The sequence below is a fragment of the Amycolatopsis sp. NPDC088138 genome, assembly GCF_044741685.1.
Taxonomy (GTDB): Bacteria; Actinomycetota; Actinomycetes; order Mycobacteriales; family Pseudonocardiaceae; genus Amycolatopsis.
In genome coordinates, this window is sequence record NZ_JBIUTB010000009.1 from 289,702 (window position 1) to 302,015 (window position 12,314).

Annotated in this window: 10 protein-coding genes; 5 read left to right on the top strand and 5 right to left on the bottom strand. The window is 71.7% G+C overall.

The annotated features are described in order from the left end of the window. Positions 1-773: 773 nt before the first annotated feature. Complete coding sequence (locus tag ACIOD2_RS45785) at positions 774-1,661, bottom strand: carbon-nitrogen hydrolase family protein (protein WP_400551940.1); 888 nt, start codon at positions 1,659-1,661, stop codon at positions 774-776. 69 nt (positions 1,662-1,730) lie between these two features. Here ACIOD2_RS45785 and ACIOD2_RS45790 point away from each other — a divergent pair, with 69 nt between their 5' ends. The 5 genes from ACIOD2_RS45790 to ACIOD2_RS45810 are packed head-to-tail and all read left to right on the top strand — an operon-like array spanning position 1,731 to position 7,595. Further along, positions 1,731-3,374: a fatty acyl-AMP ligase gene (locus tag ACIOD2_RS45790; RefSeq protein ID WP_400551942.1), complete on the top strand. Its 1,644-nt coding sequence runs from the start codon at positions 1,731-1,733 to the stop codon at positions 3,372-3,374. Next, a complete protein-coding gene (locus ACIOD2_RS45795) occupies positions 3,367-3,630 on the top strand; it encodes an acyl carrier protein (RefSeq protein ID WP_400551943.1) in 264 nt (87 codons plus the stop codon). Before ACIOD2_RS45790 ends, ACIOD2_RS45795 begins: the two co-directional genes overlap by 8 nt. Position 3,631: 1 nt before the next feature. Beyond that, positions 3,632-3,946, top strand: a complete 315-nt coding sequence (locus ACIOD2_RS45800; protein WP_400551944.1) for a hypothetical protein — start codon at positions 3,632-3,634, stop codon at positions 3,944-3,946. Next, complete coding sequence (locus ACIOD2_RS45805) at positions 3,946-7,173, top strand: WXG100 family type VII secretion target (RefSeq protein ID WP_400551945.1); 3,228 nt, start codon at positions 3,946-3,948, stop codon at positions 7,171-7,173. The genes ACIOD2_RS45800 and ACIOD2_RS45805 overlap by 1 nt, the downstream gene beginning before the upstream one ends. Before the next feature lie 20 nt (positions 7,174-7,193). Further along, positions 7,194-7,595, top strand: a complete 402-nt coding sequence (locus tag ACIOD2_RS45810; protein ID WP_400551946.1) for a hypothetical protein — start codon at positions 7,194-7,196, stop codon at positions 7,593-7,595. A 6-nt stretch (positions 7,596-7,601) separates the two neighbouring features. Here the strand turns inward: ACIOD2_RS45810 and ACIOD2_RS45815 are convergent, their stop codons facing one another. The 4 genes from ACIOD2_RS45815 to ACIOD2_RS45830 form a co-directional block, all read right to left on the bottom strand. Continuing rightward, a complete protein-coding gene (locus tag ACIOD2_RS45815) occupies positions 7,602-8,036 on the bottom strand; it encodes a VOC family protein (protein WP_400551947.1) in 435 nt (144 codons plus the stop codon). A gap of 265 nt (positions 8,037-8,301) precedes the next feature. Next, a complete protein-coding gene (locus ACIOD2_RS45820; RefSeq protein ID WP_400551948.1) occupies positions 8,302-10,104 on the bottom strand; it encodes a glycoside hydrolase family 15 protein in 1,803 nt (600 codons plus the stop codon). Further along, on the bottom strand, positions 10,101-11,510 hold the full coding sequence (zwf, locus tag ACIOD2_RS45825; RefSeq protein WP_400551949.1) for a glucose-6-phosphate dehydrogenase: 1,410 nt from the start codon (positions 11,508-11,510) through the stop codon (positions 10,101-10,103). The genes ACIOD2_RS45820 and zwf overlap by 4 nt, the downstream gene beginning before the upstream one ends. Before the next feature lie 98 nt (positions 11,511-11,608). Further along, positions 11,609-12,184, bottom strand: coding sequence for a snapalysin family zinc-dependent metalloprotease (locus ACIOD2_RS45830; protein WP_400551950.1), 576 nt, complete (start codon positions 12,182-12,184; stop codon positions 11,609-11,611). Positions 12,185-12,314: the final 130 nt, after the last annotated feature.

Here is a 12,314-nt window from a genome sequence, read left to right on the forward strand (position 1 = left end):
CGGGGGGGGGGGGTGGCGGGGGGGCCGGGGGGGGGGGGGGGGGGGGGGGGGGGGGGGCGGGGGGGTGGGCCCCCCCCCCTGGGCGGGCCCCCCCCGGGGGGGCCCCCCCACGACGGGGCAGGCCGCTGCGGCGGCGCGGCGGCAGCGGGCACGGGGTCGCCGAAAAGGTGAGATGTCCCGCCAGGTTCAGGCCGAGGCGAGACGCTCCCGCCAGGTCTTGCGCGGACGGAGCCGCGGTCGCCGCTTCGCGGCTGGCGGAGGGGTCGATGAGGCGGATGGCCGCGGTGGTGGCGGTGTCACGAGGGGGTGGGCTGTCCGGTCCGGTCGGGGCAGACCTAGGCAGGTGGTTTCCGTCAGCCCTCGCTCAGAAGGAGCCGTGGTCGTCGCTTCGTGGGTGGTGGAGGCGGGCCGGCGAGGGTGGATCGCCGCGGTGGTGGCGGTGTCGCGAGGGGTGGGCTGTCCGGTCCGGCCGGGCGCACTTAGGCAGGTGGTTCCCGTCAGGCCCCACTCAGAAGGAGCCGCGGTCGCTGTTTGCGGGTGGTGGAGGCGGGTCGATGAGGTGGATCGCCGCGGTGGTGGTGATGTCACGAGGGGAGTCCGGTCCGGCCGGGGCGGGCGGTTTCCTGTCAGGTCTTGCGCGGAAGGAGCCGCGGTCGTCGCTTCGCGGGTGGTGGAGGCGGGCCGATGAGGCGGAGCCGTGGTGGCGGCGATGTCACCATGGGTGTCCGGTCCGGCCGGAGCACACCCAGGCAGGTGGTTCCGCCAGGCCCGACTCAGAACGAGCCGCGATCTTCGCTTCGCGGGTCACCGACAACAACGTGGTCGTCGTAAAGCCCAGCCTGCGCAGTACGGCGCCAAGGCCGCGCCAGCCGCACCGCCGTGGCGACCTCCCCGTCCGTCACCTCCAAGTCCGCGATGGCCAGCGCCGGCTCCGCGCGCGAAGGCGCCCGCGCGATCCACCGGCCCCCGGGCGCGACGATCCCCGACGGCACCGTCGCCGCGAACTGGGCGGGTACCGCGTAGCCGAGCCAGTAGCTGAACAGCGTCCCGTACGCCTGCGCGACCGTGGCCCGCGGCGCGTCGTCCACCATCACCGATACCAGCACGCAGTCGACGTCGAGGCGCTCGTACTCGGCGAACAGCTCGGGGAAGTTGACCTCGATGCACAGCGCGCAACCGAACCGCAGCCCGTCGATCTCGAAGACCAGCGGCTCGGTCCCGGGCGTGTACAGGTACCGCAGCTCGGTGTTCGACAGGAACCGCTTGTCGTACCGGCCGACCAGCTTTCCGGTGTCCGACACGACGTACAGGCTGTTGTGCGGGCGGTTCGCGCCGCTGAGCGGGTGGATCGAGCCGAACACGACCCAGATGCCCAGGCGGCCGGCCAGGTCGGCGGTCGCCTCGGCCTCCGCGCGCAGCACCGGCCACGCCGCGCGGGTCCAGTCGGCCGGGCCGACCCGCTGCGGGCCGTGCACCGACATCACACGCTTGTGCGGGTAGGTGATCGCGCCCTCGGGGAACTGCACCAGCCGGGCGCCCGCGTCCCGCGCCTCGACCATGAGTTCGCGCAGCCGGATGCCTGACGCGCGCAGGGCGGCCACGTCAGCTGGATCTTCGACTATTTCGCTCTGGGCCACCGCCAAGCGGAACGTCCGCGCCACGACCCGAGCCTAGCCCGGCGACGGCGCGCGGTAGGTTTCCGGCATGCGTCCCGTCCACCCGCGCCGCCGGTGAACGTGCCCGAAGAGGTGCTGCGCACCTCGATCGTCGAGTGCCTCTTCGCCCGCGCGGCCGAAGACCGCCCGCTGTTCACGCACCAGGACCACACCGCCGGTGCGGAGCACACGCTGACGTGGGCCGAGTTCGCCGCCCGGGTACGCGTGGTGACCGGCGAGCTGCGCCGGGTCGCCGAGCCGGGGGAGCGCGTCGCCGTGCTCGTCGGGCAGGACCTGAACTACCCGCTCGCGTTCTTCGCCGCGCTCGCCGCGGGCCTGGTCGCGGTGCCGCTGATGGCGCCGACGAGCCGTGGCCAGCGGGAGCGGCTCACCGGCGTGCTGGCCGACTGCGGGGCCCGCGTGTGGCTGACGTCCTCGGCCGCGGCCGGGCGGGTGCGCGAAGCCGGGGTTCACGACCACCTCGTCGTGGTCGACGAGGTGGCCGGGCCGGGTGCCGACCCGGTGCCGGTCGGCCCGGAAACCCCCGCCTACCTCCAGTACACGTCCGGCTCGACGCGCGAGCCCGCCGGTGCGGTGATCCCGCACCGGGCGATCGTCGCGGCCTGCTGGCAGGGCAGCCGGGCCTACGCCGTCGACGAGGGCACGACCTGCGCCGGCTGGATCCCGTTCTTCCACGACATGGGCCTGATCCAGCTGCTGTGCCTGCCGGTCTTCGCGGGCGGCCGGTCGGTGTTCATGGCCCCCGCCGAGTTCGTGCACCGGCCGCAGCGGTGGCTGCGCCAGCTGCACGACTACCCCGCGGTGTTCACCGCCGCCCCGAACTTCGCCTTCGACCTCGCCGCCGACGCGGCCGCCGAGGCGGGTGACGACCTCGACCTGTCCGGCGTCCGGGTCGCCCTGAACGGCAGCGAGCCGATCCGGCCCCGCACGGTCGAGCGGTTCCAGGAGGTCTTCGGCCCGCGCGGGTTCCGCCGCGAGGCCCACTGCCCGTCCTACGGCCTGGCCGAAGCCACCGTCTACGTCGCGAGCGCGGGCCCCGAAGGGCCGCGGGGCGCGGTGTTCGACCGGGACGCGCTCGCGCAGGGCCGGGCCGTGGAAGTGACAGGCGGGCAGGAACTCGTCTCGGTCGGGCGTCCCGTCGGGCAGCGGGTGCGGATCGTCCGCGACGGGCTCGAGCGGCCCGACGGCGAGGTCGGCGAGATCTGGCTGCACGGCCCGAACGTCGCGACCGGGTACTGGGGCCGAGGTGACGGCGCCGCGTTCGGTGCCACGCTCGACGGCCTCCGCGGCTGGCTGCGCACCGGCGACCTCGGTGTCGTGCACCGCGGTGAGCTCTACATCACCGGCCGGATCAAGGATCTCATCGTCGTCGACGGCCGCAACTTCCACCCGCAGGACATCGAAGCGGCGGCGGGTGAGGCGCACCCCGCGGTCCGCCGGGACCGGGTCGCCGCGTTCGGCGTGACCGGCACCGGCGGCGAGGGCGCCGTCGTGGTCGCCGAATGGGCGCGCGACGCCGACATCGACGGTATCGACGTCAAGGAGGTCACCAGGGCCGTGCTCCGCGCCGTCTCGCGCGAACACGACCTCACGCTGCGTTCGGTACGTCTGGTCCCTTCCGGCGGACTTCCGCGCACATCCAGTGGCAAGGTCGCCCGTTCGGCCGCCAAGGCACGTTATGGTGATTCTCGTGGGTGATCACCGCGCCGAGGTCACGAAGGTCGTCAGCGAGACCTTCATGCTCGACCCCGCCGGCGTCGAGCCCGACGCTCCCCTCGAGGAGCTGGGTATCGACTCCAAGGGCCGGATCAAGCTGCTGGCGGCGCTGGAGGTCTACTTCCGGGTGACGATCGACCTGGACGAGCTCGACCGGTTCACCGACGTGGGTTCGGTGGCCGAAGTGCTAGAGGAAGCGCTCGCGGGCGTGACCGGCGGATCTGACGAGAGGCTCTGAAATGAGCGGGGGGTACACGGCGACAACCGAAGCGTTGTCGTCGGCGTCCAAGAACATCGGCCAGCTTTCGGAACAGCTGCTGGACGACAACCCGGACCTGTCGAGCACACCCGTCGACGCGGCGGGCTTCGGGCAGGCCCACGGCGCGCACGCGACGAAGTACACCGCCGGCGTGCAGGCGCTCTGGGCCGCGGTCAGCGGCTACAGCAGCACGCTGGGCTCGTTCGGCACGAACCTCGGCACCGCGGGCAGCACCTACAGCGCGAACGAGGACAACCAGGCGGGCGCGATCGACACCGCGGGGGCTGATCTGTAATGGCCAAGACCTGGACCGAGGTCAAGGCGGTGCTCGACGACCCGAGCGTGCCCGCCCAGACGAAGACCGTGCTGATCAGCAGCTGGATGCGGGACAACCCGCCGCCCCCGCCGTTCCTGGCCGACCAGGAACCGGACGACATCAAGGCGAAGCGGCAGGAAGCCGAGAAGCTCGCCACCGCCTACAACGCGAACCCGCTCTTCTCCGGCGTCCCGCTCGACGAGGCCTACGACACCGCCAAGAAGGCGGGCGACCAGGCCAGCTACAACGAGGACCAGGAGAAGAAGGCCGTCGACGACGGCAAGAAGAAGCTCGACGACACCAAGCCCCCGGCCGCGGACGACTCGGGCAGCGCCGGCAGCACCGGCACGAAGACGTCCGACGAGATCTTCGACGCCGCCGCCCCCGCGCTCAAGCTGTTCGAGACGTTCGGGTCGCTGCTGGCGAAGGTCCCGGACGACTGCCGCGGCAACACCCGCGCGCTCGATCTGGACAAGGACATCCGCAAGCCGTTCGACGAGCAGCGCGGCATCAGCTTCCAGAACTTCGTCGAGGACGCCGCCCACTTCAAGACCGGCTCGACCACAGTGGACAAGACGGTGGAGAACACCGGCACCGAGCTGTCCAGCCTGTACAAGAGCTGGACCGGCGCCGGCGCCGACGCGTCGTCGGACAACTACAACGACAAGATCCTGCCCAAGGCGAACAAGCTGTCCCAGACCCTCGGCAACGCGGGCGAGGCGACGCTCAGCACCGCCACCACGGTCTTCCAGCTGTGCAAGGGCAAGGCCGACGCGGTCATCGGGATGTACACCGACCTGGTCGGCAAGGCCGACTACACGATGGCGCAGAAGGTCATCGCGGTCGCCAGCGGCGAGCACGGCAACGAGAAGGACCTGGCCCAGATCGCGGGCTGGATGGACGCCAACTTCGGCACCAACCTGGTCAAGACGCTCAACGACCAGGGCTGCTGCGACGGCGACGAGATCAAGAAGCACGGCCAGGACCTGGCCAAGCAGTGGATCCAGAACCAGTTCAACCCCGACATGTGGGACCGGCTCTACCAGGGCTTCGCCAAGACCTGCAAGGACACCAAGGACCTCGTCGACCAGGCCTACGACGAGCTCGACAAGGTCATGGGCAAGGTCAAGAACGAGTTCGAGGGCGCCGGCACCGGCGGCTCCGGTGGCGGTTCGGGCTCCGGCTCCGGTGGCTCCGGCGGCGGTTCGGGCTCGGGTTCGGGCTCCGGTTCGGGTTCGGGCAACGGCGGTTACGGCGGCGGTTCGGGCTCGGGCAGCGGCGGCTCGGGTGGCGGTGACGGCTCGGGTGCCGGCGGTTCCGGTTCCGGCGGGTCCGGCTCGGGCTCCGGCGGCTCCGGCAGTGGCTCGGGGTCCGGTTCGGGTTCCGGTGGCTCGGGTTCGGGTGGCGGTGGCGGCAACGTGCCGCCGATCCCGGACTTCGACACGCCGTCCGGTGCTTCCGGCGGCGGCTCGGGCGGCGGTGACGGTTCGGGCTCCGGTTCCGGTGGCGGCGGCAACGTGCCGCCGATCCCGGACATCCCCGGTGGTTCCGGTTCGGGCTCGGGCGGTGGTTCCGGGTCCGGCTCGGGCGCCGGTGGTGGCGGGCCGATGCCGTCCATTCCGGACACGTCCGGTGGCGGGGGCTCGGGCGGTGGCGACGACACGACGCCGTCTTCGGACGGTCAGGCTGCCGCGGCCGCAGCAGCGGAGGAGGCCAAGAAGAAGGCCGCCGACGCGCTGAGCCAGTTCAGCGGCGAGGGCATCAAGACCGACGACGGCTCCGGTGCGGGCGGCCTCGGCGGCGGTGGTGACACCGGCGGCGGAAGCGGCAGCGGGGGCAGCGGCCTCGGTGGCGACGACACCTCGCCGTCGGGAACCGGGTCCGGCTCGGGAGCCGGCGGTGGCCAGGACGCGGCCGCCGCGGCGGCGGAAGCGGCCAAGAAGAAGGCGGCCGACGCGCTGAGCGAGTTCAGCGGTGAGGGCATCAAGACCGACGACGGTTCGGGCCTCGGCGGCAGCGGCAGTGGCGGCGGTAGTGGCCTCGGCGACGACGCGGGATCGGGCTCCGGCTCGGATTCCGGCTCCGACCCGGCCGCGGACGGCAAGGACGCCGCCGAAAAGGCCGCGGAGGACGCCAAGAAGCAGGCGTCCGACGCCCTGGACAAGCTCGACGGCGACGGCATCAAGACCGACCAGGACGGCGACGGCCTGCTCGACGACGGCAAGTCCGACCTGGACGGTGACGGCAAGCCCGACACCGACACCGACAAGGACGGCGACGGCAAGCCCGACGGTGACGAGAAGCTCGACCACCTGAAGGTCAAGCAGGGTGACAAGACCTTCGAGATGACCGAGCCGGACGCCGACGGCAAGATGGACATCAAGGTCGGCGAAGGCGACGGCCCGGCGAAGGACTTCAAGCTCGACTGGCCCGACGGTGACGCCGCCAAGACCGACCTCGGCGTCGCCGGCTCGGACGACCCGGGGAAGCCGGACGCCGACGGCGTCTACCACCCGGGCGCGGACGGCAAGATCCACATCCAGGACGGCGACGTCAAGATCACCGCCGAGCGGCCCGACGGTCCGGACGGGCCGACGGTCGTGACCGTCGACGACGGCACCGGCAAGCCGACGACCTACACCCTCGGCGAGGACGACACCTCGTCCGGCGGCTTGGACGACGACGCCCGGAAGCACCTCGACGACGCGCTCAGCGGCGAGACCAAGAGCGACCCGGCGCACGCCCTCGGCGACACGCCGGACGCGAAGGTCGACGACCTGCCCAAGCACAGCGGCACCCTCGACGGGGCCGGCGCGTCGGGCGGCGGCGGGGGCGGTGCCCACGCGCTGTCCACGGCCGGTCTCGGCGGCGGTGGCGTCGGCGCGGTGTCGGGCTCGCTCGGTGAGACGCCGTCGCTGTCGGAGGGCGTCCACAGTGGCGCCGGCGCCGGGATGCCGCAGACGGCGGCGCCGGCGTTCGCACCAGCCGGCGCGGCGATGGGCGCGAACGGCCAGCCCGGTCAGTCGATGGGCGGCGGCATGCCGATGGGCGGCATGGGCGGCGGCGGCCAGGGCGGCGGGGACCAGGAGCGGTCGAACCGCGCGTACCGGATCGAGGGCGCGGTCTTCGAGCCGATGGCCGAACCCACCGGCCGGATCGTCGGCACGCTGGACGACGAGGAGCCACCGGCCCCCCGCCGGTGGTGAGCGCGGGCTGAGGAGGACGCATGAGCGACGAGATGGCGGGCATGAAGGCCGGCCTCGACGGCCTCGTCCGCGAGCAGGCCGAACGCCGGGCCCTGCGCGAGCAGCAGGGTGAGGAGATCAAGGCCAAGTCCCAGGAGTACATGACCAAGCAGGTCCAGGCGGCCGAGCGGTACGTCCAGCACGTGCGGGAGATGGCGAACCGCAAGACCAAGTCCGGCTGGGGCGTCCGCGACGCCGGTGGCCCGCAGAGCTTCGAGCCGGAGGGCTTCGCGGGGGAGCCGGGCGCGGGGGCGGCGTCCCCGTTCGCCCCGACGCCGGGGACCGGGCCTGGGGCGTCGACGCCGTCGGAGCCGCGCCGCGGCCGCCGTCACCGGGCAGCGGACCCCGACGACGACGGCGACGGTTTCAACAACCCCTGGTAGCCGGGGTCAGTCGAGGCAGAACTCGTTGCCCTCGATGTCCTGCATCGGGATGCACGACTCGTTGTGTTCGTCGGCGTAGAGGACCTGCACGCAGACCGCGCCGAGGGCGATCAGGCGGTCGCGCTCGGCCATCAGGGCGGCCAGGCGCTCTTCGCCCACGAGCCCGGTGCCGGCGCGCACGTCGAGGTGCACCCGGTTCTTGACGACCCGGCCCTCGGGAACCCGCTGGAAGAACAGCCGCGGGCCGGCACCCGTGGGATCGACGCAGGCGAACGCGGAACCCTGGTGCTCGAGGGGCAGCGAGTGGTCGTAGTCCTCCCAGGAAGCGAACCCCGGCGGTGGCGGCGGGACGACGTAGCCCAGCACCTCGCACCAGAATCGGGCGACCCGCTCGGGATCCGCGCAGTCGAAGGTGACCTGGACCTGTTTCACCGAAACCATCGGCCCACTGTAGTGGCCGGGCCGCCTCCGGTCGCCCCGATTTCACCGGCAGGGGCTCCTGAGGCTGCTTGTTCCGAAGTGTGGTGCACCCAATGTGGCGTTGGGTGCGTTGGATGCACCCAACGCCACATTGGGTGCATCGCCTGCCGGACGAATCCCGCGCGAGCTGGCACGCACCGAAGGTGGACTTCGGTACGTGAGACGCACCCAAGGCCGCCTTGGGGCGCGCTGCCGGGCCCTGGTGACGAACCTCGGATGCACGGCACTAGCTGTCCAGGGCGCGGTCCAGGTTCAGCGCCGCGCTGATCAGCGACAGGTGGGTGAACGCCTGCGGGAAGTTGCCCAGCTGCTCCCCGGTGAGCCCGATCTGCTCGGCGTAGAGCCCGACGTGGTTGGCGTAGGTGAACATCTTCTCCAGCGCCAGCCGCGCGTCGTCGGTGCGGCCGGCGCGCGTGAGCGCCTCCACCCACCAGAACGAGCAGAGCGAGAACGTGCCCTCCGAGCCGTCGAGGCCGTCGGGTGCCTCCTCCGGGTCGTAGCGGAACACCAGCGTGTCCAGCACCAGCTCTTCGCCGATGCGTTCCACAGTGGACAGGAACCGCGGGTCGGTGGGGGAGCAGAACTTCACCATCGGCATCAGCAGCAGCGACGCGTCGAGCGCGGTGCCGGGCTCGGGTTCGCAGTGCTGGACGAACGCGCCGATCTCCTCGTTCCAGCCGTGCTCCTGGATCCGCGTGTAGATCTCGTCGCGGACCGACGTCCAGCGCGTCAGGTCGGCGGGCAGGCCACGGCGGCGCGCCACCCGGACCATCCGCTCCACCGCGACCCAGCTCATCAGCCGGGAGAACGTGTGGTTCCGCTGCCCCGACCGGGTTTCCCAGATCCCGTGGTCGGGGCGGTCCCAGTTCTCCAGCAGCCAGTCCAGCATCGTGCACAGGCTTGCCCAGCTGGCGTGCGAAATACCCTTGCCGTACTTGTCGAACAGGTAGATCGAGTCGATGACCTCGCCGTAGACGTCCAGCTGCAGCTGCTCGGCCGCGCCGTTGCCCACGCGCACCGGGCGGGAGCCGCGGTAGCCCTCGAGGTGGTCCAGCTCCTGTTCGGTGAGATCGGCGTCGCCGTCGATGGAGTACAGGACGCGCAGCGGGCCGAGGTCGCCGTCGCGGTCGTCGGAGACGCGGTCGGTCAGCCAGCCGACGAACGCCTCGGCTTCGTCGGTGAACCCCAGGCGCAGCAACGCGTACAGCGAGAACCCGGCGTCGCGCAGCCAGACGTGCCGGTAGTCCCAGTTGCGTTCGCCGCCGATCCGCTCGGGCAGGCCGAGGGTGGGCGCGGCGACGATCGCGCCGCTCGGCTCGTGGGTGAGCAGCTTCAGCGTCAGCGCCGAGCGGTGCACCATTTCCCGCCACCGGCCGGTGTAGGACGAGCGGGACAGCCAGTCGCGCCAGAACCCGACGGTCGCGTCGAACAGGTCCTGCGCGTCGGCCGGCGGGCGGCTGGTGTCGTCTTCGAGCACTTCGAGGACGAACAGCTCGGTGTCGCCCGCGGTGACGTCGAACTCGGCCGAGGCGTCCTCGCCGCCGGTGTCCAAAGTGACCGACGAGTCGAGGCAGAGCCGGAGTTCCTTGCCCCGGAACGAGATCCTTCCGTCCTTTTGGGACACCTCGGGAGCTTCGCGGCCGTAGTCGAAGCGCGGGCGCACCCGGGTGCGCATCCGGACGTGCCCGCGGATGTTGACCACCCGCCGCACCAGCCGTTGCCGGTGCTCGCCGTCGTGCGGGCGCAGGATCGGCATGAAGTCCTGCAGCTCGACGATGCCGTCCTCGGTGAGGAACCGGGTGATGAGGATGTTCGTGTCCGGGAAGTAGAACTGGTGGCGCGCGGTGACCTCGCACACCGGCGCCAGCTCCCAGTCGCCGCCGGCCTCGGCGTCCACCAGCGCCCCGAAGACGCTCGGCGAGTCGAACCGCGGCGCGCAGAACCAGCTGACCCGGCCGTCGGTGCCGACGAGCGCCGCGGTGCGCAGGTCGCCGACCAGGCCGTGCTCGGCGATCGGCAGGTAGGTCACTCGGGGACCCGCCAGCCGCGTTCGCCGGGCAGGCGCAGCGCCGCCTCGGGACCCCACGACCCCTTCGCGTAGGGCAGGACCTTCGGCGGCGCCTCCAGGACGGGCTCGCAGACCTGCCAGAGCCGTTCGATCTCCGCGGCGCTGCTGAACAGCGTGTGGTCGCCGCGCATGACGTCCAGCAGCAGCTTCTGGTAGGCCTCCAGCGGCTCGACGCCGTCGAAGATGCCGGCGACGTCGAGGGTCAGCGCGGCCTTGCCGACCGACAGGTCCGCGCCGGGCCGCTTCGCCCGCAGCTCCAGCGTGAGCTGCGGCTGCTCGGTGAGCTCGAAGACGAGCTCGTTGCCGCCGCCGAGGTCGTCTTCGCCGGTGAACATGGCCAGCGGCGGCTCCTGCAGCCCGATGGTCACGGTGCGGCGGGTCTGGGCCAGCGCCTTGCCGGTGCGCAGGTAGAACGGCACGCCCTGCCAGCGCCAGTTGTCGATCCGGGCCTCCAGCGCGACGAACGTCTCGACGTCCGAAGCGTCGTCGACGCCCTCTTCGTCGCGGTAGCCCTCGTACTGGCCGAACACGACCTTGTCCGGGTCGAGCGGCCGGAGGCTGCGGTAGAGCTTGTGCTTCTCGGCGCGCAGCCACTCGGCGCTGATCTCCGGCGGCGGCTCCATCGCGAGGAAGCCGAGGACCTGCAGCAGGTGGGTGGAGACCATGTCGCGGAAGGTGCCGGTCGACTCCATGAAGGCGGCGCGGCCTTCGATGCCGATCTCCTCGGGGATGTCGATCTGGACGTAGGCGATGTGGTCGTGGTTCCAGAGCGACTCGACCAGGCCGTTGGCGAAGCGGAACACGAGGATGTTCTGCACCGCCTCCTTGCCGAGGAAGTGGTCGATCCGGAAGATCTGGTCCTCGGCGAACACCTCGTGCAGCGCGGCGTTGAGCTCGCGCGACGACTCGAGGTCGCTGCCGAACGGCTTCTCGAGCACCAGGCGGGCGCCGTCGGCCAGGCCGGTCCCGCCGAGCATGGCGACCATCCCGGTCATCGCGCCGGGCGGCACCGAGAGGTAGAGCAGGGTCCTGGCGTCGTCGCCGAGGCGTTCGCGCTGGTCACGGACGTGCCGGGCGAGCTCGTCGCCGTCGTCGGCGGACGAGGTGCGGAAGGAGAGCCGTCCGGCGAACTCGCGCCAGGCGGTTTCGTCGAAGTCGTCGCCGAGGGTGTCGCGCAGGGCGTCGCCGATGCGGTCGCGGAACTCGTCGTCGGTGCCCGGCGAGTGCCGCCCGGACCCGACGATCGCGAACCCTTCGGGCAGCATCTTCGCCGTGTAGAGGCGGAAGAGCCCGGGGAACAGCTTCCGGCGCGCGAGGTCACCGGTGGCTCCGAACAGGACGAGCACGTGGGGCTGCGGTGTCTTCACCTCTCGATCGTTGATCACGCACGCCGGTCGCGCACGTTGAACGCGCCGAGCGGCCCCCGGACCAGGTCCGGGGGCCGCTCGGTGGTGCCGGGGGCCGGTCAGAAGGTCAGGACCGTGCCGTCCTCGTAGATGCGCTGCTCCGGCGCGTTGTTGTTCGCGGCGAAACCGTTGGCCCACAGGGAGTTCACCCGGGAGCGCTCGGCCGAGTTCGGGACCGCGACGCGGCAGGACGTGCCGGGGCCGCCACCGGACATCAGCTCGGAGCACGGGCCCGAGTAGTGGTCCGGCAGGCCGAGGGCGTGGCCGGTCTCGTGCGCGGTGATCCGGACCGGGTAGTACTGCTGGGCCTGGGCGTAGTCGATGAAGATGGTGCCGCTGCCGTGGCCGTTGGTCTGGGCGTACGAGCCGCGGGGGTCGTTGCCCTCGACGTAGCGCAGGCTGGCGCCGGAGGACCGCTCGACCAGCTTGACGTTGGTCACACTGCTGTTCCAGTTCGCGGCACCCTGGTTGATCTGCGAACGGAACGACGGGGCGCCCGACGTGCTGTAGTAGACCGTGGTGACGGCGGCTTCCTGCTGGGTGGAGGCCGGTGCGGCGGTCGCGGTGCCCGCGGCGAGCGGGGTGAGCGCGATCGCGAGCGCGACAGCGCCGGTCAGGGCGAACTTCCTGGACATCGGAAGACTCCTCGTGGGGGACGGGGATTTGCCGGATTTGCGCGCGCTTGGGGAAATTTACCCTTCGGACACACGTCGCCGGAGCCGACTTCCGTAGGGCTCGTGATTGGTGAATTCCCAACACTATCTA

Bases quoted from the DNA above. Each gene is read 5' to 3' on its own strand.
- ACIOD2_RS45815 (WP_400551947.1), bottom strand. From the start codon at position 8,036: ATGGTTTCGGTGAAACAGGTCCAGGTCACCTTCGACTGCGCGGATCCC.
- ACIOD2_RS45800 (WP_400551944.1), top strand. From the start codon at position 3,632: ATGAGCGGGGGGTACACGGCGACAACCGAAGCGTTGTCGTCGGCGTCC.
- ACIOD2_RS45810 (WP_400551946.1), top strand. From the start codon at position 7,194: ATGAGCGACGAGATGGCGGGCATGAAGGCCGGCCTCGACGGCCTCGTC.
- ACIOD2_RS45805 (WP_400551945.1), top strand. From the start codon at position 3,946: ATGGCCAAGACCTGGACCGAGGTCAAGGCGGTGCTCGACGACCCGAGC.
- ACIOD2_RS45830 (WP_400551950.1), bottom strand. From the start codon at position 12,184: ATGTCCAGGAAGTTCGCCCTGACCGGCGCTGTCGCGCTCGCGATCGCG.